The 20,187-nt window shown below is 70.3% G+C and carries 17 protein-coding genes; 9 read left to right on the plus strand and 8 right to left on the minus strand.

Annotated elements, in window-relative coordinates; translation table 11 throughout:
• Positions 1–33: 33 nt before the first annotated feature.
• Entirely contained in the window at positions 34–720 is a 687-nt protein-coding gene (locus ACIBN2_RS18260) for a DUF2848 domain-containing protein (RefSeq protein WP_399135475.1), read from the plus strand.
• A 48-nt stretch (positions 721–768) separates the two neighbouring features.
• Here the strand turns inward: ACIBN2_RS18260 and ACIBN2_RS18265 are convergent, their stop codons facing one another.
• The gene (locus tag ACIBN2_RS18265; RefSeq protein ID WP_399135476.1) at positions 769–1,518 is read right to left on the minus strand and encodes a helix-turn-helix domain-containing protein; all 750 of its coding nucleotides are present in this window, start codon (positions 1,516–1,518) and stop codon (positions 769–771) included.
• Positions 1,519–1,768: 250 nt separating this feature from the next.
• On the opposite strand from ACIBN2_RS18265, the gene ACIBN2_RS18270 reads away from it, so the two are divergent.
• The 4 genes from ACIBN2_RS18270 to ACIBN2_RS18285 all read left to right on the plus strand — a co-directional run bounded on the left by ACIBN2_RS18270 (position 1,769) and on the right by ACIBN2_RS18285 (position 6,266).
• Positions 1,769–2,434, plus strand: coding sequence for a DUF4097 family beta strand repeat-containing protein (locus tag ACIBN2_RS18270; RefSeq protein ID WP_399135477.1), 666 nt, complete (start codon positions 1,769–1,771; stop codon positions 2,432–2,434).
• Between the two features lie 154 nt (positions 2,435–2,588).
• Positions 2,589–3,416 carry an alpha/beta fold hydrolase gene (locus tag ACIBN2_RS18275; protein ID WP_399135478.1) on the plus strand — a complete coding sequence of 276 codons (828 nt, stop codon included), beginning with the start codon at positions 2,589–2,591 and terminating at the stop codon, positions 3,414–3,416.
• 675 nt (positions 3,417–4,091) lie between these two features.
• Positions 4,092–5,474 (plus strand): serine/threonine-protein kinase, encoded by a 1,383-nt coding sequence (locus tag ACIBN2_RS18280; RefSeq protein WP_399135479.1) that lies wholly within the window; start codon positions 4,092–4,094, stop codon positions 5,472–5,474.
• 216 nt (positions 5,475–5,690) lie between these two features.
• Positions 5,691–6,266, plus strand: a complete 576-nt coding sequence (locus tag ACIBN2_RS18285; protein WP_399135827.1) for a hypothetical protein — start codon at positions 5,691–5,693, stop codon at positions 6,264–6,266.
• Positions 6,267–6,397: 131 nt separating this feature from the next.
• Here the strand turns inward: ACIBN2_RS18285 and ACIBN2_RS18290 are convergent, their stop codons facing one another.
• Positions 6,398–7,636, minus strand: a complete 1,239-nt coding sequence (locus tag ACIBN2_RS18290) for a hypothetical protein (RefSeq protein ID WP_399135480.1) — start codon at positions 7,634–7,636, stop codon at positions 6,398–6,400.
• A 235-nt stretch (positions 7,637–7,871) separates the two neighbouring features.
• On the opposite strand from ACIBN2_RS18290, the gene ACIBN2_RS18295 reads away from it, so the two are divergent.
• A complete protein-coding gene (locus ACIBN2_RS18295; RefSeq protein ID WP_399135481.1) occupies positions 7,872–8,714 on the plus strand; it encodes a hypothetical protein in 843 nt (280 codons plus the stop codon).
• Positions 8,715–8,809: 95 nt separating this feature from the next.
• Entirely contained in the window at positions 8,810–9,892 is a 1,083-nt protein-coding gene (locus ACIBN2_RS18300) for a MerR family transcriptional regulator (protein ID WP_399135482.1), read from the plus strand.
• A 56-nt stretch (positions 9,893–9,948) separates the two neighbouring features.
• On the opposite strand, the gene ACIBN2_RS18305 is transcribed toward ACIBN2_RS18300, so the two are convergent.
• Positions 9,949–10,899: a MerR family transcriptional regulator gene (locus ACIBN2_RS18305; protein ID WP_399135483.1), complete on the minus strand. Its 951-nt coding sequence runs from the start codon at positions 10,897–10,899 to the stop codon at positions 9,949–9,951.
• Positions 10,900–11,028: 129 nt separating this feature from the next.
• Between ACIBN2_RS18305 and ACIBN2_RS18310 the strand changes: the two genes are divergently transcribed.
• Both ACIBN2_RS18310 and ACIBN2_RS18315 read left to right on the plus strand, forming a co-directional pair.
• Entirely contained in the window at positions 11,029–11,550 is a 522-nt protein-coding gene (locus tag ACIBN2_RS18310) for a pyridoxamine 5'-phosphate oxidase family protein (RefSeq protein ID WP_399135484.1), read from the plus strand.
• 5 nt (positions 11,551–11,555) lie between these two features.
• The gene (locus ACIBN2_RS18315; RefSeq protein ID WP_399135485.1) at positions 11,556–12,650 is read left to right on the plus strand and encodes a serine hydrolase domain-containing protein; all 1,095 of its coding nucleotides are present in this window, start codon (positions 11,556–11,558) and stop codon (positions 12,648–12,650) included.
• A gap of 49 nt (positions 12,651–12,699) precedes the next feature.
• On the opposite strand, the gene ACIBN2_RS18320 is transcribed toward ACIBN2_RS18315, so the two are convergent.
• The 5 genes from ACIBN2_RS18320 to ACIBN2_RS18340 all read right to left on the minus strand — a co-directional run bounded on the left by ACIBN2_RS18320 (position 12,700) and on the right by ACIBN2_RS18340 (position 20,186).
• Entirely contained in the window at positions 12,700–13,338 is a 639-nt protein-coding gene (locus ACIBN2_RS18320; protein ID WP_399135486.1) for a nucleotidyltransferase domain-containing protein, read from the minus strand.
• 72 nt (positions 13,339–13,410) lie between these two features.
• Positions 13,411–16,716, minus strand: coding sequence for a TIM-barrel domain-containing protein (locus ACIBN2_RS18325; RefSeq protein WP_399135487.1), 3,306 nt, complete (start codon positions 16,714–16,716; stop codon positions 13,411–13,413).
• Positions 16,686–17,717 carry an ABC transporter permease gene (locus ACIBN2_RS18330; RefSeq protein ID WP_399135488.1) on the minus strand — a complete coding sequence of 344 codons (1,032 nt, stop codon included), beginning with the start codon at positions 17,715–17,717 and terminating at the stop codon, positions 16,686–16,688. Before ACIBN2_RS18330 ends, ACIBN2_RS18325 begins: the two co-directional genes overlap by 31 nt.
• Positions 17,714–18,676 (minus strand): ABC transporter permease, encoded by a 963-nt coding sequence (locus ACIBN2_RS18335; protein ID WP_399135489.1) that lies wholly within the window; start codon positions 18,674–18,676, stop codon positions 17,714–17,716. The genes ACIBN2_RS18330 and ACIBN2_RS18335 overlap by 4 nt, the downstream gene beginning before the upstream one ends.
• Positions 18,669–20,186 (minus strand): sugar ABC transporter ATP-binding protein, encoded by a 1,518-nt coding sequence (locus ACIBN2_RS18340; RefSeq protein WP_399135490.1) that lies wholly within the window; start codon positions 20,184–20,186, stop codon positions 18,669–18,671. Before ACIBN2_RS18340 ends, ACIBN2_RS18335 begins: the two co-directional genes overlap by 8 nt.
• Position 20,187 lies beyond the last annotated feature (1 nt).

Below are 20,187 nucleotides of genomic sequence, written 5' to 3' on the forward strand. Positions count from 1 at the left end.
TTCACCGTGGATCCGATCTCTGGGAGTGCCCTCATGGCCGTGCTGACCTTCGAACTGCCCGACGGATCGACCCGCGAGGTCGACGTCGTCCAGGTCCTCAACGCCGGGTACGCCGGTCGCAGCCAGCAGGACGTCGCCGCGCACGTCGCGGAACTCGCCGAGCTGGGCGTTCCCGGACCGTCGGTGACGCCGGCCCTCTATCCCGTCTCCCCCTACCTCGCCCAGCAGACCGACCGGGTCCAGGCCCAGCACGGGCGCACCTCGGGCGAGGCGGAGTGGGCGCTCGTCGTCGCGGACGGCGGGGAGCTGCTGCTGACGGCCGCCTGCGACCACACCGACCGCGACCTCGAGGTGCACGGCGTGGCCTGGAGCAAGAACGCCGGACCCGACGTCCTCGCCCGCCGCGCCTGGCGGCTGGCCGACGTGGAGTCCCGCATCGACGAGCTCACCCTGCGCGCCTGGGTCACGCACGACGGCACGCGCACCGAGATCCAGCACGGCACCCTGGCCGAACTCCTCACCCCCGCCTACTGGGTGGACGTCCTGCGCTCCCGCGACGCCCTCACCCCGGGCACCGTCCTGATCTCCGGCACCATCCCCATGGCGCCCGGCGTCGACCAGTTCGCCGACGGCTGGACGGTGGAACTGGGCGACCCCGTCACCGGGGACACCATCCGCCTCGACTACGCGGTCCAGCCCATGCCGGTGCCGATCGGCTGAGGCGACGACGGGCGACGGGCCGACGTCCCGCCCGTGGCCCGGACGCCACTACTGCCGCTGCTCGGCGGCGGTGTCGTCCGACGCCGCCCCGGACTTGGCGTGGAGGACCTCGCGGGCCTGATCCGCGGCACGGGCGATGCTCTCGGAGACGAAGTCGACGAAGCGGGCGATATTCTCCAGGCGGGTCGCGGCCGGGGTGCCGCGGCCGAGGACGCCGATGCCCTGCCGCGCCGTCTCGCCGAGCTGGGCGGTGCCGCGGGCGCTGGCCATCATGGACTGGTACCAGACGTCGTCGTCGACGACATATCGCTCACGGCGCCGCTCGTCGCGCTCCCGGCGCACGAGGCCCTGCTCCTCCAGGAACGCGATCGCCTTTGAGACGGACGCAGGGCTCACCTGGAGGCGCTGCACGAGGTCGGCCGCGGTGAGGCTGCCCGCGTCGGTGGTGTAGAGGCAGGCCAGCACCCGGGCCATCATCTTGGGCGCGCCCGAGCCCATGAGTACGGTGGTGAGCGTCTCCTCGTACTCCCGCACGGCCTCGGCGTCGCGCCCGTAAGCCTGCGGGGGCGCCTGCACATTGCTCGGCGCTGCCTGCTTGCGCCGGTGGGCGCGGCGTTCGGTGGCACGGTGGGCGAGGTCGGCACGGTAGGCGGTGGGGCCGCCGTTGCGCATGACCTCGCGCGTGATGGTCGACGTCGGGCGGTCGAGACGCCGGGCGATCTCCGCGTAGGCGAGACCGTCGGCCAGCCCCAACGCGATCTGCTGACGTTCCTGCTGGGTGAGTCTGCCTCCCGGCATCCGGGGCTCCTTCGCGGTTCGTGGTTGCACCGGAGAATAGCGTTCACTTCCATATCATTGCAACGTTCGGCGTGAGGGTTGTTGCGTTAGGCGGGAGACTGTTGCAACGATCTCTGCACGCTGACCTGCCTCTATATCCTTCAAGCGCAATAACACGGTTCTCAAATCCATGAATGCAACGTAGCGTTTCCTTCATCAGAAACGGCGGGCCGCAGAGCCCCCGATCCGATGCCCGATGAAGGAGAGCACGATGCAGAAGTTCGCCACCCCCGCCCCGATCTCCGCCGTCCTGAACATCCCCGCCGGACGCATCCAGTTCATCGCCGCCGACCGCGCCGACACCACCGTCGACGTCCGGCCCGCCAACCCCTCCAAGAACCGCGACGTCCAGGCCGCCGAGCAGACCACCGCCGTCTACGCCGACGGCGTCCTGCGGATCAGCACCGGCGAGTCCGAGAGCCGGCTCTCCGGTCCTTCCGGATCCCTGGAGATCACCGTCCAGCTGCCCGCCGGCTCCCGCGTCGAGGCCAAGACCGCCAGCTCCGAGCTGCGCAGCGTCGGCCGCCTGGGCGACGTCGCCTTCGAGGGCGCGTACCACCACATCAAGATCGACGAGGCCGGGAGCCTCCAACTCACCGCGACCGACGGCGACGTGGAGGTCGGCCGGCTGGGCGGTCCCGCGGAGATCAGCACCGCGCGCGGCGACATCCGCATCACCGAGGCCGTGCGCGGCACGGTCGTTCTGCGGACCCAGTCCGGCGACATCTCGGTCGGTGCCGCCGCCGGCGTCTCGGCCGCCCTGGACGCCGACACCGCCTACGGCCGCGTCAGCAACTCCCTCAAGAACGACGGCACCACCGAACTCGACATCCGCGCCACCACCTCCCGCGGCGACATCACCGCCCGCAGCCTCTGAACGAGCGCGACCTGGGCGGCCCGGCCGGGCCGCCCAGGGGTCCGCTCCTCAGGAGCGGACCGCAGAACAACCCGCACAAGACACCCGACGCGACAGCGCGACAGCGCGACAGCGCGACAGCGCGACAGCGCGACAGCGCGACCAAGGAGACGACATGACCAAGCACAGCCCTTCCTCGACCAGCTCGAACTGGACCGGCATGGTGCCGGTCGACGACACGGCCCTGGCCGTCACCGACACCGGCGGCCCCGGCGTCCCCGTGATCTACCTCAACGGCCAGTTCGCCACGCAGGGTTACTGGCGGCGGGTCATCGCCGAACTGGGCCCGGCATGGCGGCACATCACCTACGACGAACGGGCCCGCGGCCGTAAGTCGCAGCGTTCGGCGGACTACTCCTTCGAGGCCGCCGTCCGCGATGTCGATGCCGTTCTGGCGGCCAGGGGTGTGGACCGGGCACTGGTGGTGGGCTGGTCGTACGGGGCATTCGTCGGGGCGCACTGGACCGCCCGGAATCCGGAGCGCACCGTCGGTGCGGTCATGGTCGACGGCGCTTTCCCCTACGACTGGCTGGACGAGGCCATGGAGCAGCGGATCCGGAAGCAGTTCCGGCAGTGGGGCCGGTTCCTGCCGCTGCTGCGCCCGACGGGTCTGACTCCACGGATGAATGCCGACCAGATGGCGGACTGCAACATCGAACTCGGCAGGCTCTCCCGCGAGAGCGAGCTGGCTCCCGTACTGGACGCCATCACCGTCCCGGTGCGGTACGTGGTCGCTTCGGGGACGTCCCTGGGCAGCCGCGGCGACGAGCAGGAACGGATCCGCACCGGCCTCGACGCGGTGACCGCCCGCAACCCGCACATCAAGGTGAGCGCGAAGGTCGCAAGCAACCACGGCGCGCTGCTGAAGAAGGACGCCCCGGCCATCGCGACGGCCGTGCGCGAGGTCGCCACTCTTGGGGGCGCCGACGTAGGTGGCGCATGAGCGACGGGCGTTCAGCGGGGGCGTTCGCGGGCTGCCGCAGGAGCGGCTCAGGGCTGGCAGTGCATGAAATCGGATCACCTGGGTATCCGGCATGGCGCTTGCCCGGGGAGGGGCCGTGGTACCTGGGGAGGTCGAAGCGGCCCTTCCCCGCATCTCTGGTCCGCAGGAAAGTTCTCTCACACACGTCGGCTGCCACCTGGTGACCACGGCGATCACGCCGGAGCGCCGCCCGTGCCCGTCATCGTCGGCCGGGCGGAAGGAGCAGCGGGCGGGCCGGAGCCCAGACACCCAAGGGTCCGTCGGCGGCTCCGGCCCACGTCCTCCGGCCTGGTTCGAGGGGGGACTCGACGGCCGGGAGGACCTCCCGCGCGAGGCCCCGGGGGAAGTGGGTCTCGCGCACTGCAGCCCCGTCAGCGCCGACTCGGACGGTGGCCGCGCACGTCCGAATACCCCAATTCCACTGCGCCATGCTGTCGTTGACGATCGCGTGGCGGCCACGGCGAAGGTGGAACCGACTTGCTGTTCCACCGGCCCCACCGGCACCGGCCTGGATCGGCCGATCCCCGCTCCATCACAAGGTCGACTTCCTCCGGATATCCCATACGGCCCGGGGTACCCGCCGCAGAGCACGGCTCATGGTCGAGTCCGGTACGCGGTGACAGCAACGGAGAGCAGATGAACGTCCCCCGATCAGCAGCCCTGTCGGCGCCCCCGCCGGTGACAGGGGACGCACAGTCCGTTCAAGTCCTCTCCGGACGCTACCGGTTGGGCGTCAGAATCGGCTCGGGCGGCATGGCCGACGTCTACGAAGGAATCGACATGCGCCTTCGGCGGCCGGTGGCCGTCAAGGTCTTCCGGCCGGGCTCGGACCCGGAACCCGAGAACTGCCTCGCGGCGGAGGCCGTCCTGCTCGCCCGCCTGGAACACCCCGGGCTGGTCACCGTCTACGACTCCGGCCGCCACGACGACCGCGCCTACCTGGTCATGCAACTGGTCGACGGCCCCACGCTGCGGGGCCTTCTCACGAGCGGAACGCTGCCTCAGCGGCGCGTGGCCAAGCTGGGCGGCGCCCTCGCGCGAGCGCTCGCCCACGTCCACCGGGCCGGCATCGTGCACCGCGACATCAAACCGTCGAACGTCCTGCTCGACACGACCGGCGACCCCCACCTGGCCGATTTCGGCATCGCACGCCTGACGAACGCCACACGCCACACGGCACCGGACGCCCTGACAGGCACCGCCGCCTATCTGGCGCCGGAGCAGGTCGAGGGACGGCCCGTCGGACCGCCCACGGACGTCTACGCTCTCGGCCTGGTCCTGCTGGAGTGCCTGAAAGGGGAACTGGAGTACCAGGGCACTCCGTTGGAGGCCGCCATCGCCCGCCTCCACCGCCCGCCCACGATCCCCACCTGGCTCGCCCCCGGCCTGGCGGACCTGCTGCGGGCCATGACCGCCCGGGCCCCCGAGACGCGCCCGGACGCGGAGCAGTGCGCGGCGCTGCTCACCTCGATGGACCTGAACGCCGTGAGCGAGCCGATCCCGACGCCGCCCAGCGCGCGTACGACCGACCTCGAGGGCATACGCACGCAGAAGGTGGCCGTCACGCGTCCCCATCTTCCGGGCGGCCTTCGGCACAACCGCCGCCTGGCCGTCGGAACCGCCCTGGCCGCACTCACCGTGGCCCTGGGAACGACGTTCACCATCGCCGCGAGCACCGACGGACACAGCGACAACCGCACCGACGCGACGCCCTCCGCCGTCCACCCGCCCGCAAGCACGGCGACTCCCGAGAGCGGCCCCGGTGCCGCCGCCTCCACCGGTTCCCACCGCGCCTCCGCCCCGCCGTCCGGATCCCACACCGATCCCGCCGACACGAACCGAGACTCCTCCGACGTGGTAGCCCTGACACGCCAGGGTTCACCAGGACACCGCGCCCCTGACCTCCACGGGCCGGCCGCGCACCCGCCCCGCGGCAAGAACGACCCCGCCCACGCAACACCTCACGGCACTCCGAAGCAGCCTGCAAAGTCCAAGGGGCCCTCGCACCGGTTGCCGTAATCCGGGGTAGGTGAGCGAAGCCCGACGTAGGCCATAAAGCCCGGTTCGCCCGACTCCCGGACTCATGGAGGGCCGGAGTCGCCCGTGGCCCGTATCAACACAGTTGGGTGAACGCGTCGAAGTATGGATCATGGACGTGTGACGAAGCGGACGAAGGACGGACCTCCGGTCGACCAGCCGGTTCCTGAGCCGGAGCTTTCCCCGTACCAGCAGGCGATGAGGCAGAGACTCCTCGCCGCCCCGGTGGTACAGGCTCCCGAGCCCTGGCGGCGCGTGGCGTACGCCCCGGTCGGTGGACTTCTCGGTATCGGCTTCGCCTCGCACCCCGGCACCGGCCAGGACTTGGTGATGGTCGTCTCGCACGACGGCCACGGGCTCTTCGACGCCGTCACGGGGGAGAAGATCGCACGGGATCGTGACCCGGACGCCGAGGACGACAGCCGTGACGCGGATCCCGCTCAGTGGTGTCCTGGGCTGGGACCGGTCGCCGGAATCAGGGTGCGCGTCGCGGGGCTTTTCGGCGGAGGACTGCACACCGCCGACGAAGATGGCTGGAAGCTGGAGGTCGTTGCCCCGGCTTGGCCGAACGAACGTGTGCTGCTCTCTCGCGGCGGTGGTCTGCCGCACTCCGGTCCGCATGGGGAGGGTTGGTGGCACATCTTCCACTCCCACTACTCCGAGCTCCGTGCCGCTGGATTCTCGCCCTCCGGGCAGACACTTGCCGTGGCGACGAGCAGCGATCTGTCCCTCTGGACTCGCGCCGCCGACCACAGCCGTAGCAGTGGCCACTGACGATCAGCTGGGGCCTGGGAGTTGAGGTCGTCGGTCTGCTGATCCTCTTTGGCCACCATGCGCAGGCTACGAGGTTCCAGGTATGGCCCACCGCGTCGCCCTGGGGTCGGCTACGGGGATGTGGCCCATCTTCACCATTGGTTCGTGAGCCTCTGGGCTCGGCGGCGGCGCACGATGACGAACAGGCCCGTGCCCGTGACCACCGCCGCGGCAGCCACGCCCGTGATCGGCAGCGCCGAGGACCCGGTGTCTGCCAGGGTGCCGCCGTTCGTCGTCGTCGTCGCGTCGCCTCCGGTCGACGACGGCCCGCCGGCGGATCCGCCCGAGCCACTGGTCGAGCTGCCCGAGCTGCCCGAGCTGCCCGCGCCGTTGGTCGAGCTGCCCGTCGAGCCTGTCGGATCCCCACCCGTGACGTCCAGCGTGATGGCGGCCTTGTCGTTGGTCTTGTCGGGGTCGAACGGCCGCGCCTCGGTGCTCAGCGCCACCGAGCCCTTGGCGTGCGCCACCCGCTTGTCGATCTTCAGTTTGAAGTTGTAGGTCTCTCGGCCGCCTTCGTAGAGAGCCCGCTCACTCGTCCCGCAGTCGTACGCCTTCCCCTTGGCCTTGCAGAACCCGGGGGTCTTGACGACCGACGTTCCGGCGGGCGGCATGATCATGACCCTTACGGACGGGACCCCCACCTTGGTCATGACCCAGGCGGGCCCGGCGTTGGTGAACTCCACCTTCATCGGCACCGTTTCACCGATGCTCCCCTTCAACGCGGCACCCGTCACCTGGTAGTCGGCCGTGTTGACGGAGGTGACGGGCACATCGACGACTTGGGCGGCCCCCATGCCCCCGTGCTGTGTTTCGACCAGTTTCACCGCCGGAGCGGTTCCCGCCACCGGCGGAGTGCCGTTGTCGTCCACCCCCGGCTCGTCGGCCCCGACGCGTAGGCGCAGTTCGTCGTGGAACGCGCGGTCCAGAGCATTGACACGGAGGGGCGTCTCGGGCGTGTAGACGACGCCCGGCTCCACCGCCTGGTCGAACCCGCACGCCACGGTCCACCTCTCGGGCATCTCGTCGTAGGGACGGACCTGCTGTGTCCAGCAGTTGGAGGGAACCTCCGCGAAGCCGAGTCCCCGGGTGACGGAGTAGGTGACCCACACCTTCTCGGCGACTGCGGTGCCCTTGCTCGCCACGGTGACCGGCAGATCGAAGGTGCTCCCCGGTTTCACCCCGCCGATCGGCTCGATGCCCCCGACGACCAATTCGGGTGCGGGGTCATCGGCATAGGCGGCGGGAGCTGCGGCCAGCGCGATCAGGCCGGCGGCGCCGAGCATGGCAACAGCGGCACGGAAGGCGCGACGGTCGTTCGGGGGCATCGGCATGGGGAGAACCTCTGTTGGAACGGGGGCGAACGGACGGTGTCATCCAGGGGTCCATCGTTTCGATCGCTAGACTCCTGCCGGTCCCGAACAGTTGCACGGCCGGTGCTTCGCGAGTGGCGAGGATCGACACGTATGCCTGCGCGGGGAGGGGCGGAAGCTCATGAGACAGGGTGAACTCCTTGACGCCGTAACGATGTTGGTCGGCGGTCTTGAGCGGCGCCCCCTGGAGTGTGGCGTGGCCGGGCACCGGCCGGGGCATGTGTGTCTCACCGTCTCCGAGGAGGTTTCCCTGGCCGGTGTCGTCGAAGCGATCAGCAGCCGGTACGGGTCCGCCCGCAACCTCGCCATGGGCGGTTACGCCGATCCGACCGTGGACGCGACGACGGGGTTGCCTCTCCTCGGTCCCTTCGGCAAGCACGTCGTGGACATGCGCGCCTGGGCGCACCGGAGTTGGTGGATCGGGGCCGGGACCGTGGACGCCGGTGAGGGCGTACGGCGTGTGGTGGTGGTCGCCGAGCGGCCCAGGCCGGTGGTCGAGGGGCTCCCGGCCGACGCGTCGTGGGTGGAGCGGGTCGTCGCCGTGACCGGGTGGGACGGCGGCGGACGGACACGGACGATCGACTGGGCGGCTGTCGAGGAGCGTCTCGGCACGGCCCTGCCCAGCGACTACAAGCGGCTGGCGGAGGTGTTCGGCGAGGGTGCCTTCGATGGTTTCCTCAGTCTGTACGTTCCCCAAGCCCGCGTCCGTGGCATGGACTTCGTCGACCATGCCGAGTATCTGGCCGGCTTCGCCGCGAGCCAGGGTACGGCCGTGTGGCGGCCGTACGACGTGCACCCGGCTGCGGGCGGGCTCCTGCAGTGGGGTTCGTCCGAACAGGAGGGACAGTTCTACTGGCTCACAAGTGACCGCGACCCGGACACCTGGCCCGTCCTCTCCTGCGACGACCTCCCCGATTCCTGGCACCGGTTCGAGGGTTCGGCCGCCGAGTTCGTGTTCCGCATGCTGACCGAGCGGGGACACCCGTACTCGACCGCCCGGTACTTCGACACCCACTGGTTCGAGACCTACGAGTCCTGACCGGCGTCGTCCGTCGCCGGTCGCCCGTCACCCATCACCCGTCGCTTGACCCTCGACCTTGTGCAGGGCCCAGAGTTCCCGGTGTGGAGAGCGAGATGCGCAGCATTGGTGAGATGAGCCGGGACAGCGGGCTGGGTGTGAGCACCCTGCGGTTCTACGACCGTACCGGTGTGCTGGTGCCGGCGAGGGTGGACCCGGTGAGCGGTTATCGCTGGTACAGCCCCGCCCAGCTCGGCGAGGCGCGGTTGCTGGCCCGGTTGCGCCGGGCCGGCATGCCGCTGGCGGACATTCGGCTCGTCCTGGCCGGCTGGTCCAGCGCGGACAAGGACCTGGTGAGTGAGCTGCTGCAGGCGCACCTACGCCGTCTCGAACGGGAACTGTCCGACGCACGCAGCGAGTTCTCCACGCTCCGGGAACTACTCGCACGCAGGGAGAACACCTTGGCCGTCAATCGAACCATCAGCACCGAACTGTCCATCTCGGCCTCAGAGTTGGCCGCCGCCTTGGACGCGGTCCGCTTCGCGGTCAGTGCCGATCCGGAGCTGCCGATGCTGGGCGGCGTCCTGTTCGACGTCGAGGGGGAGGCACTTCGGGTCGTGGCCACCGACCGGTACCGGATGGCCGTCGCGTACGCGGGTGTCGGCGGGCCCGACGGACCCGCTGTGCAGGTCATTGTGCCTGCTCCGCTCGTCGGCGCGATGCGGGCATTGCTGGACGGCGAGGAATCCGTACGGCTCGCTGTGGACGGTGATCGCGTGACGCTGGAGACGGGAGACGGACAGGCGTCGGGCCGGCGTCTTGACCACGACTTCCCGGATTACCGTCGCCTCGTCCAGTTGCCGGCCGGGCGCCGCGCCCTCGTCGAGACGTCGGACTTCCGGAAGGCGGTGGAGGGGGGTCCCGTCCGCGTGAGCGAGCCGCGCGCTCAGGACGGGGCGTCCTGCGATCTCAGCGTGCTGAAGGTGGTGGACGACCGTACCGTGGTCGTCTGTGACGACGGTGAGGACGACCCGGACCAGGTCGCCGTCAACCGCGACTTCCTGCTGGACGCCCTGGCCGCCGGAGGGCGGGATCAGCTGATCCTCGAGTTCGGTGTCCCGACGGCGCCCGTCGCGATCCGCAGGCCCGACGACGAGGAGACGTTCTCGCTGCTGATGCCGGTGCGCCTGGAGCACTGAGGGCTCCGGGCGTCACCGGGCCGCCCCTTCGGCGGTGGACAACACCGGGTGTCGCGTCAGCGGGCCGTTCGGATCCTCAGGGCTTGCACGGACCAGTCGATCATCGGGGCCAGGGGTTCCGGCGGCGGCCAGCCGTTGATCACGGCCAGAAGGTCGAAGTACCGGTCTCTGCGTGGGTCGTTGGCGGTTTCCAGGCGGTGCAGCAGCCAGGCGTGCAGCGTGGGGTCGTCGGGGCGTCCGACGGCCCGCGCGCATGCGGCGGTGAGCCGTTCGACGACGGGATCGGCCTGCGAAGAGTCGGGACCGATGCCGGATGTCACGGCGGCGGCGACGAGTTCACGGGTGACGGCGACGACGTCCGGGCGGGGCGGTGTGGCGGGGGCGTCGGGAAGGTCGGCCGTATGGTCGTCCACCAGGCTGCGCACACCGGCGCGGAAGCCCGCGTCCAGGGACAGCTCCGCCAGTTCCACCCATGCGGCGACCTGTTCCTCGGAGGGGCTGCCGGGGAGCTCGGGGGTCAGGGAACGCCGTACAGCCGCATGGGCCGCCACGTGTTCCCGGCCGTGGCGGTTGTCGAAGACGACGTCGAGGAAGTCGTCGACCAATCGGCGCCTCTGGTCTTCGGACAGGGTGGCCAGTTGATGCATGCGTTCCATCTCCTCAACGGTGGGCTCGCGTGTGGCCGCCGCCGTCATCAGCACCGCTCGCCGCAGACGCAGGTTGCTGATCTGCACGTCCAGGGCGGCGGCGTGTTCCGCGGCGACTTCGCCGAGCGTGACTTCCCGGTCCGTGACACGTCGGATCGTGCCGAGGCCGAGGCCGAGCTCGCGCAGCGTCCGCACGAGGGCCAGACGAGCGATCGCGTCCGGGCCGTAGCGGCGGTAGCCGGCGGAGGTGCGACCGGCCGGTGTCACGATGCCGCGGTCGGAGTAGAACCGGATCGCCTTGACCGTCAGCCCGGTGCGTCGGGCCAGTTCACCGATCGAGTAAAGCGTGTCGCCGTCCATGAGCCCACCTTCTCGTCTCCCCTTGCGGGAGACTCCAGGGTCCTTCCTGGACGGGATGACGACGCGAGGAACGCAGACCGATGAGTTTCCCGGCTCGTTCAGGTCACCATATTGACCTAGGGAGATGCCATGTCGGACGGTGAGCCGGACGTTGAGCTGGGGCCATACTCGTCGCCAGGCGCGCGAGCGACGCCGTGGGCGTCGGCGCTGGCGGTCCTGGGTGAGGCGGAGGTGTTCTGGCTCTCCACGGTACGGCCGGACGGGCGACCGCACGTGACGCCGTTGCTGGCGGCCTGGAGTCTGGGTGGCATGTGCTTCACCACAGGTGATCAGGAGCGCAAGGCGCGCAATCTTGAGCGCAATCCCCGCTGCGTGCTGACGACCGGCACGAACGCCCTGACCGGTGTGGACGTCATCATCGAGGGTGTCGCGTCCATGGTGGGTGAGCGCTCCGAGCGTGAACGCGCCGTCGCGGACTTCGAGCGGAAGTACGGCCCGCATCTGACCAGCCCCGACGGTGTCTGGTACGGGTTGGGCGAGGCCGTCGTCGCCGGCGACGTCAGGCTGTATCGGGTCGCGCCGACTGTCGGATTCGCCTTCGGCAAGCTGCCCACGGCCAGCCAGACCCGCTACGCCTGGCCGAGCCGGTGAGGGTGATGCCTTCGCTGCAGCAGCAGGTCCAGAGCGTCCTCGACGACCTCGTCGGCACGGGAGCCGAGACCGAAGCAGAGACCGGCTTGCAGGTCGCCGTTTTCCACCAGGGTGCTCCTGTTGTCGACGCTGTCGCCGGAGTCGCCGACGGCCGGACCGGGCGCCGGGTAACCCCGGAGACCCCGTTCTTCAGCTTCTCCGCCGGCAAGGTCATGACGTCGTTGATCGCCCATCTGCTCGTGGGGACCGGTGCCGTCGGATACGACGCACCAGTGGTCGACGTGTGGCCCGAGTTCGGTGCCCACGGCAAGGCGACCGCGACTCTCCGGCACGTGCTCACACACTCGGTCGGGGTGCCGGCCATGCCTCGTGACGTCGGCCCTGCCGACCTGGCTGACTGGACGCGGGTCTGCGCCGCGATCGCGGACGCCGAACCGCGGTGGCGACCTGGCACCGAGACGGGGTACCACTCGTTCACCTTCGGTTTCCTCGTCGGCGAACTCGCACGCCGGGCCACAGGCAAACCGATGCGGCAGCTCCTGCACGAGTGGGTCGCCGTACCCCTGGGCCTCGAGGGCGACCTGTACTTCGGCGTGCCCCGAACCGACCTGGCCAGGCTGGCACGACTCGAAGATGCCGTACCGCGCCCGGTCGTCCCACCCGACGGTGACGCCGTTCTCGCGCCCTGGGAACAGCAGCCGACCGCGGCGATGGGCAACGACCCCGAGATCCTGCAGGCGGACATCCCGTCCGTCGGCACCTTCACGGCGCGGGGAATCGCCGCCATGAACGCCGCGCTCCTCGACGGCCGGCTCATCGACCCACAGCAAATCGAAGAGTTGACGGAGGTGGCCTTCGAGGGCACCGACCAGGTCTTCGGCAACCCTGTCCGGCTGGGTCTGGGCTATCCACTCGGACGTATCGGGGCCCGGCCGGACGAAGCACCGACCACGTTCGGCTGGATCGGTGGTGGCGGCAGCTACGTCTACGCCGACACCGCCACCGGCGTCTCCTTCGCCATGACCAAGACCCGCCTCACCCCCCACTTCGACACGGCGACACGACTCGCAGATCTGACCATGGCCGAGATCAGCAGGTGAGGCCGACCGTCCGCTCACGAGCACGGTGCGCGCAGTCCGCACGCGCCGGCTACGACGACAGTTCCGCCAGCCACGGATGCCCGGGATGCACCCGCTCCAGCCACCGGATCAGTCGGTTCCGCCGCGCCCGGTCCAGCAGCGGCAGTACCCCCTCGAAGTCCGTCTCGTCCTTGGGACGCTGCGCCTTCGCCTTGAACAGCAGCACCAACTCCGGTACCAGGTAGGGGATTTCGCTCAGCGTGCGCTCGACGATCGTCTCGTACGGCAGGCGCAAGCCCTCGTCACGTCGGCAGATCCACGTCCCGGCCTCGTGCGGTTCGCGGAAGACGTCGAACAGGAAGTGGCCGGTTGCCGGATCCCGGAGCCAGGTCTGATGTGTGGCCGTCAGGGCATCGGGCCCTGCCGCCGCCCAGACCCGTCCCGAACCGACCGCGTCCCATACGTACTCCGGAAAGCGATCCCGTACTTCCGCGAAGTCCGCCGCGGGTACTGCGATCTCCAGGTCACCGTGCGGCCGGGTCTGCGCCCCACGGAACAGGTCCAGCGCCCAGCCTGCCGCCACGCACCACGGAGTACGGACACCGGCCAACCGCTCCGCCACCTGCTCCGGCCGCCAGGCGTCCGCCCACCGGGCTTCCAGTTCGCCCGCGTCCAGCACGGCACCGCCCGGCGGCAGAATGTCGGTCATCTGCACAAAGTAGCCGCAGGGGGCCTGCGCGTTCGCCGATGCGCAGGCCCCCTTCGCCGCTCCCCCAGCCTGTTACCGGTATCCGATGCTCACCGCACTGCGGATGCTGTGCGAGGGCGTCGTGATCCGCAGGACATGGGCCTCGGCGTCCCAGTGCCACGCCGATGCGGTCAACTTCGCGCCGTCCGTGGTGACTTGCTTCGGCGCGTGCTCCACTCCGAGGAACGAGACCGTCCAGGTGCGGTGGCTCGCCTGGCCCCGGAAGGTTCCCTTCGTGGGTGCGATCCTCAGCAGGTGCGTGTCCTTGTGTTCGGTGTAGCGGATGCGGGTGGTGGCCGTACGCCCGGAGGAACTGGTGCCGTCGTCCTCGTAGAGGGAGAAGGCGCCGGACGCTCCCGCGGCCACGGTGACGTCGGCCTTGCCGAGCGGGCTCTGCGCGTCGTTCGGCATATCGCCCGACCGGGTCGTGACGATGCCGCCCGCTCGCACGAACACCGGCATGGTGTCCAGTGTCGTGGTGATGTCGTAACTGGCGCCGCCCGCAGGCGCGTTGTAGGTGCGGCCGGTGAAGTAGTCGGTCCATTGGCCCGGCGGGAACCACACCGAAGTGGTGGCGCTCGTGCCGGGTTTGGTGACCGGGGCGACCAGCATGTCGGGGCCGTACAGGTACTCGCTGTCCGCCTTGGTGTAGGCGGTCTCCTCCTCCGGATACTGGAGGTACAGCGGGCGGACGATCGGGGTTCCGGTGGTGTTGGCCTGCTGCGCCAGGGTGTACGTGTAGGGCACGAGGGACTCGCGCAGGCGGAGGAACTTCTCGGCGGACTTCTGCGCATCGGCGCCGTACTGCCACGGCAGTCGGTCGCTGTGGTTGCTGTGCAGGCGGTCGATGGGCTGGAAGGTGCCGAACTGCACCCAGCGGGCGTACAGGTCGTCGGGCAGCTTGGTGGTGCGGTGGGTCTGGCCGTCGGACGTGTACGTCTCCGACCCGGGGATGCCGTATCCGTCGTTGTGGCCGCCGATGTCGTGGCTGACGTTGGAGAGGCCGGTGGCGGCGGACTCCCCTGGTGTGTAGCCGATTTCGGCGTGCAGGGTGCCCCAGTTCGAGGTCGTGTCGCCGGAGAAGTGGAGGGTGCTGCGCTTGTCCGCCCAGGGGCCGGTGGGCAGGCCGACGCCGCCGCTGTAGCCGCCGGCCTGGAGGGAGCCGTAGGCACGGGACAGGACGAAGCCGCGGTCGCTGGTCTCAGAGGTCAGGTCGGCGTACTTCTGGTTGATCCAGGCGTCCGGGGTGACGCCGGCCTGGGAGGAGCGGGAGGCGTCGCAGCACCAGTCAAGCCACCAGAAGTCGTTGCCCGCCGCGTCCATCGGACGGTGCAGGTCGAGGTAGGCCTTGAGCTGGTCGGGGTCGCCGAAGTCGAAGGTGTAGCAGTCCGAGCCCGCGCTGCCCGCGCAACCGCCCTTGCGCAGCTTGCCCTTGGCCGTGCTCTGGGCCTTGGCGAACTGCGGGTCGGAGCCGAGGATGCTCGGGTGCACGTTCAGGGTGTTGTGCAGCCCCTGTCCGGTGGACCAGTCGAAGAAGCCCTTGGGATCGGGAAACTTGGCGGGGTCGAAGTTCCAGCCGCTCCAGGTGTTGGGCGACTTGAAGTCGGTGTCCGTGACCAGCACGTCCAGGGGTACGTCCGCGGCGCGGAACGCGGGCAGGATGGTGTTCTCGTAGTCGCTCGCGGTGCGGTCGATGTATTCGGAGTACCAGACGCCGTAGGCCCAGCGGGGCAGCAGCTGGGACGGGCCGGTAAGGGTCGCGAGGTCCGACAGGCCCTGCTGGTAGTCGTGTCCGAAGCCGAAGAGGTATCCGTCCTGGTAGGGGCGGCCGTCATGGGTGGGGCGTGGGGACGCCTTCTTCGTGGCGGCGTCGTAGATCGCGGACGGGGTGTCGTCGAGCAGGTACCAGCCGTCGCGGTGCAGGAGGCCGGGTGTGGTCCAGGGGGTGGGGTCGTTGTCGCCGTTGAGGCCGTCCAGGCTGCGCCGGTAGCCGCCCAGGGCGAGGTGGGGTGCGGGGGCCGTCTCGCCCTGCCGGCTCAGGGCGAGGGTGTCCACGTTGACGTGGCAGCTGGTGGACTCCGGGCAGTTCAGGGTGACTTCGTCGGTTCCACCCTTCAACTCGACCGGGACGGAGGCCGATTGCCAGGTGTCCCAGTTGTCGGTGGCCGGGAGCGTGAGGGTGTGGGAGGCGCCGCCGCCGGTGGCGACCTCCATCGTGCGGGGCTGGTGCAGGCCGTCGCTGCCCGTCCCGTTGGCGTAGCGCAGGTTCAGTACGTATGTGCCGGCCTCGGGGACGCCCGTGATGCGGTCGGTGATACGGGAGCCCTGGTTGAGCTCGGCGGTGAATCCGTACCCGGCGTGGTTCTTGTGGTCGGTGGCGATGGTCGCGGAGCCCGCCAGAAGGGCGTCCTCGGCCTCGCAACCGGTGCCGAAGCGGCAGCCGTCGACCGCGCTCTGCGCCCGGGAGGGGTAGTCGGCTCCGGAGGTGAGGAGAGCGAGGCTGTCGATGTTGACGCTGCCGGAGTCGGCGGCGGTGCGGTGCAGCCGGACGGTGTGGGGGCCGGCGCCGAGCGTCAGCGGCAGGCGGGCCACTCCCCAGGTGTTCCAGTCCGACGTCGCGGGCAGCATGAACGTCCTGTCGGCGCCGCCGTCCACGCTGAGGCTGAGCGTGCGGGCCTCGTGGTGGCCGTCGCTGCCGACGGCGTCGGCGTAGCGCACGGCGAGGTCGTAGGTGCCGGACGCCGGTGAACTCACGTCTGCGGCAAGGGAGTTGTTGTCGACCTCGAAGCCGGCGAGGAACCCCTTCCCGGTGAACCCGCTGTGGTCCGAGGCGAGGCCGGGACCGTCGTACTGCTGGTCCTCGGCCTCGCACAGGGCGCCCACGGCGCAGACGTCGTGCCGCCAGGGCGCCGCCAGCACCGGGGCCTGGCCCGCCTTGAAGGACGTGGTCAGGTTGCCGGCGTCGAAGGGGCCGGAGCCGACCCGGTAGCGCAGGGTCATGGCGCTGGTGGTGATGGTCAGGACGCCGTCGCTCACGGACGAGGTGTAGGGGGGCGGGGTGAAGGAGTCCCGGCCGATCGCGTTGAAGGTGGGCCGGTCCTCGAAGTGGCCGTCCCCTGCGTACTCAGTGCGGATCAACGTCGGTGACAGGACTTCGAATCGGGCGTCCTGCACGCTCACCGTGGCGGGGTGGGCCCGCTGGTGCGCGGCTCCCGCCGTCGCGACACCTGGACTGACCAGGCACAGCCCCACCACGGCACCGGCCGCGGCAACAGCCGTTCTACGACGGGATCTTGACGAGGAAGGTTTCAAAGGACTCTCCGTCTCCGGCCCAGCCATGTCTGGGCGACGACCACCACGGCCAGAAAGGCACCGCTGACCACCTGTTGATAGGCGGAGTCGAGCGAGCCGATCTGGTTGATCACGTTCTGGATGACCTTCAGCAGCATCACGCCGACGAGCGAGCCGCTGATGAAGCCGAAGCCGCCGCTGAGCAGGGTGCCGCCGATGACCACGGCCGAGATGGCCTCCAGCTCCATGCCGGAGCCGAGGATGGTCACGCCGGACACCAGCCAGGCCGCGTTGAGGGCGCCGGCGAGTCCGGCGCACACGCCCGACAGGGTGTAGACGGAGATCTTCGTACGGGCCACGGGCGCGCCCATCAGGGCTCCCGCGTCCTCGTTGCCGCCGACGGCGTACACGTACTGCCCGAACCGGGTCCGGCGCAGCACGACGGCGCCGAGCACGAACAGCGCCACGGTGATCCACACGGGCACGCCGATGCCGAGCAGGGAGCCCTGTCCGAGGGTGGCGAAGAAGGAGTCCTTGTCGACGAGATACGTCTTCGAGCCCTCGTCGGTGATCGCCAGCAGGATGCCCCGGGCGCCCAGCATCGCGGCGAGGGTGACGATGAACGGTGCCAGCCGGACGCGTGCGATGAGCAGCCCGTTGACCAGGCCGATCAGTCCGCACACGGCCAGGGGCAGCAGCAGCGCCACCACGGTGCCGTACTGCGAGCCCCAGGCCGCGAGCACGCCGCCGAGCGCGAACAGGGAGCCGACGGACAGGTCGATGCCGCCGGTGATGATCACGAACGTCATGCCGAGGGCGACCACCGCGAGGAACGCCGAGGACAGCGCCATGTTCTCGAGGTTGTCGCCGGTCAGGAAGGTGTCGAAGGTCAGCGACGCCACGGCCATGGCGATCACGAGGGTGACCAGGGCGCCGTGCTGCTGGGCGAGCGCGCTCAGCCGTTCGGAGCGGTTCATGCGCCCGGGGTCGTCGTCCTTGGCGCTCACGGTGTCGGCCGGCGTGCCGGCCTCTTCGGTGTGCGTGGTCATCTCCTGCCTCGTTCCCGGGCCGCGTAGACGGCGAGGACGATCACCACGGCCTGGGCGATCTGGGTCCACGACGGCGGCAGATCATGCTTGATGAGCGTGGTGGTCAGTAGCTGGATGAGGACGGCGCCCGCGACGGTGCCGCCGATGCGTACCCGGCCGCCGCTGAGCGGGGTGCCGCCGACGACCACGGCGGTGATCGCGGACAGTTCCATCAGGGTGCCGAGGGAGGTGGGGTCGCTCGCGGTGAGGCGGGCGGTGGCGAGGACGCCGGCGATCGCGGCGAGGGCGCCGGAGCAGACGTAGACGACGACCAGGACTCGGCGGACGGGGAGGCCGGCGAGGCGGGCGGCCGGGCGGCTGTCGCCGATGGCCAGGACCTGCCGTCCGAAGGTGGTGCGGCGCACGACGAACGCGACCAGCAGCGCCAGTGCGGCGGCGATGAGGACCAGGTAGGGCACGCCGAGGACGTCGCCGGAGCCGAGTGAGGCGAGGCCGGGGTCGCGTACGTCCTTGAGCTGGGGCAGCAGGACGAGGGCCAGTCCGCGTCCGGCGACCATCAGCGCGAGGGTGGCGACGATGGGCTGGACGCCGACGAAGGCGATGAGTGCGCCGTTGGCGACGCCGACGACGATGCCGCCGATCACCGCGGTGAGGGTGGCGATCCAGGGGCCGTAGCCGAGGTAGAGGGAGAGCAGGGAGGTGGACAGGGCCATCACCGAGCCCACGGACAGGTCGACGCCCTCGGTGCCGATCGCCAGTGCCATGCCGAGGGCGACGATCAGGACCGGGGCGACCTGGACGGCCTGGGTGCGGAAGTTGGCCGCGGAGACGAAGTGCGGAGTGAAGGCGAAGTTGAACAGCAGGAGCACCAGTACGCCGGCGTAGACGCCGTAGTCCTGGAGCAGGCGCAGCAGCCGGTCGCGGTCCAACGCGCCGCGTGCGAGGGTGAGTTCAGCCATCCTTGCCTCCAGCGGGTACGGCCGCGATGGCGCGCATCAGCGCGTCCTCGGTGACGGCGTCGCCGGTCAGCTCTCGGACGACGACGCCGTCCTTGAGGACCACCACGCGGTCGCTGCCCTCGATCAGCTCCTCGGTGTCGGAGGAGATCAGCAGCACGGCGAGGCCGCCGTCGGCGAGTTCGTCGATGAGTGCCTGCACCTCGGCCTTGGCGCCGACGTCGATGCCGCGGGTCGGCTCGTCCAGGAGCAGCACCTTGGGGTGCAGGGCGAGCCAGCGGGCCAGGAGCACCTTCTGCTGGTTGCCGCCGGAGAGTTCGCCGACCTTCTGGTGCGGTCCGGCGGCCTTGATGCGCAGCCGCTTCATGAACGTCTCCACGATCTTGTCGATGCGGGAGTCGTCGACGAGGCCGAAGCGGGACAGCCCGGGCAGCGCGGCGAGCGCGATGTTCTCGCGCACCGACAGCCCGGGCACGATGCCCTCGGCCTTGCGGTCCTCCGGCAGCAGGCTGATGCCGGCGCGGATGGCGGCGGCGGTCGAGCCCGCCCGCACCGGGACGCCGGCGACGGTGACCCGGCCGGCGTCGGTGGGCAGCGCCCCGGCGATGGCCTTCGCGGTCTCGCTGCGGCCGGAGCCCAGCAGCCCGCCCAGGCCCACGACTTCGCCGGGGCGGATTGACAGGGAGACGTCCCGCAGCCGGTGACTAGCCGTCAGTCCCTCGGCGCGCAGCACCGGTTCGGCGGCGGTGTCGTGGGAGCCGGATAACTTGGTCATGCCCTCCGCGCGCACCTCGCCGATCTCGCGGCCGAGCATCATGGCCACCAGCTTGAGCCGGTCGAGGCCGGCGAGCGGTCCGGTGTGCACCAGGCGGCCGTCGCGCAGGACGGTGACGGTGTCGCAGATCTCGTAGAGCTCGTCCATGCGGTGGCTGACGTAGATGACCGCGACGCCGCGCTCGCGCAGCATGCGGATCACCCCGAACAGGGTCTGCACCTCCCGGGGTTCGAGGGAGGAGGTCGGCTCGTCCATGATGACGACGCGGGCGTCGACGGCGACGGCGCGGGCCAGGGCGACCATCTGCTGGGCGCCGACGCCGAGTTCGCGCAGCGGCCGGCGCACGTCGACCCGGATGCCGAGTCCGCGCAGGGCCTCGTCTGCCTCCCGGTGCAAGCGCCGGAAGTCGATCAGGCCGAACCGGCCGAGGGGTTCGCGGCCCAGGAAGAGGTTGCGGGCCACGCTCATCAGCGGGACGAGGTTGACCTCCTGGTAGATGGTGGAGATGCCCGCCTGCTGGGCCTGCAGGGGGGTGCTGAAGCGGACCGGTTCGCCGTCGTACGTCACCTCGCCGGCGTCGGGCCGGTAGACACCGGTGAGCAGCTTGATGAGCGTCGACTTGCCCGCGCCGTTCTCGCCGACGAGTGCGTGCACCTCCCCGGGGCGCGCGGTGAAGTCCACGTCGGACAGCGCGCGCACGCCGGGGAAGGTCTTGGACAGGTGGCTGACCGAGAGCACG

The organism is Streptomyces sp. NPDC050534 (genome assembly GCF_044457745.1).
Taxonomy (GTDB): domain Bacteria; phylum Actinomycetota; class Actinomycetes; order Streptomycetales; family Streptomycetaceae; genus Streptomyces.

What these genes read in the sequence shown, in the direction of transcription:
- ACIBN2_RS18260 (WP_399135475.1), top strand. Translation starts at nt 34, where the DNA reads ATGGCCGTGCTGACCTTCGAACTGCCCGACGGATCGACCCGCGAGGTC.
- ACIBN2_RS18265 (WP_399135476.1), bottom strand. Translation starts at nt 1,518, where the DNA reads ATGCCGGGAGGCAGACTCACCCAGCAGGAACGTCAGCAGATCGCGTTG.
- ACIBN2_RS18270 (WP_399135477.1), top strand. Translation starts at nt 1,769, where the DNA reads ATGCAGAAGTTCGCCACCCCCGCCCCGATCTCCGCCGTCCTGAACATC.
- ACIBN2_RS18275 (WP_399135478.1), top strand. Translation starts at nt 2,589, where the DNA reads ATGACCAAGCACAGCCCTTCCTCGACCAGCTCGAACTGGACCGGCATG.
- ACIBN2_RS18280 (WP_399135479.1), top strand. Translation starts at nt 4,092, where the DNA reads ATGAACGTCCCCCGATCAGCAGCCCTGTCGGCGCCCCCGCCGGTGACA.
- ACIBN2_RS18285 (WP_399135827.1), top strand. Translation starts at nt 5,691, where the DNA reads ATGAGGCAGAGACTCCTCGCCGCCCCGGTGGTACAGGCTCCCGAGCCC.
- ACIBN2_RS18290 (WP_399135480.1), bottom strand. Translation starts at nt 7,636, where the DNA reads ATGCCGATGCCCCCGAACGACCGTCGCGCCTTCCGTGCCGCTGTTGCC.
- ACIBN2_RS18300 (WP_399135482.1), top strand. Translation starts at nt 8,810, where the DNA reads ATGCGCAGCATTGGTGAGATGAGCCGGGACAGCGGGCTGGGTGTGAGC.
- ACIBN2_RS18305 (WP_399135483.1), bottom strand. Translation starts at nt 10,899, where the DNA reads ATGGACGGCGACACGCTTTACTCGATCGGTGAACTGGCCCGACGCACC.
- ACIBN2_RS18310 (WP_399135484.1), top strand. Translation starts at nt 11,029, where the DNA reads ATGTCGGACGGTGAGCCGGACGTTGAGCTGGGGCCATACTCGTCGCCA.
- ACIBN2_RS18315 (WP_399135485.1), top strand. Translation starts at nt 11,556, where the DNA reads ATGCCTTCGCTGCAGCAGCAGGTCCAGAGCGTCCTCGACGACCTCGTC.
- ACIBN2_RS18320 (WP_399135486.1), bottom strand. Translation starts at nt 13,338, where the DNA reads ATGACCGACATTCTGCCGCCGGGCGGTGCCGTGCTGGACGCGGGCGAA.
- ACIBN2_RS18325 (WP_399135487.1), bottom strand. Translation starts at nt 16,716, where the DNA reads ATGGCTGGGCCGGAGACGGAGAGTCCTTTGAAACCTTCCTCGTCAAGA.
- ACIBN2_RS18330 (WP_399135488.1), bottom strand. Translation starts at nt 17,717, where the DNA reads ATGACCACGCACACCGAAGAGGCCGGCACGCCGGCCGACACCGTGAGC.
- ACIBN2_RS18335 (WP_399135489.1), bottom strand. Translation starts at nt 18,676, where the DNA reads ATGGCTGAACTCACCCTCGCACGCGGCGCGTTGGACCGCGACCGGCTG.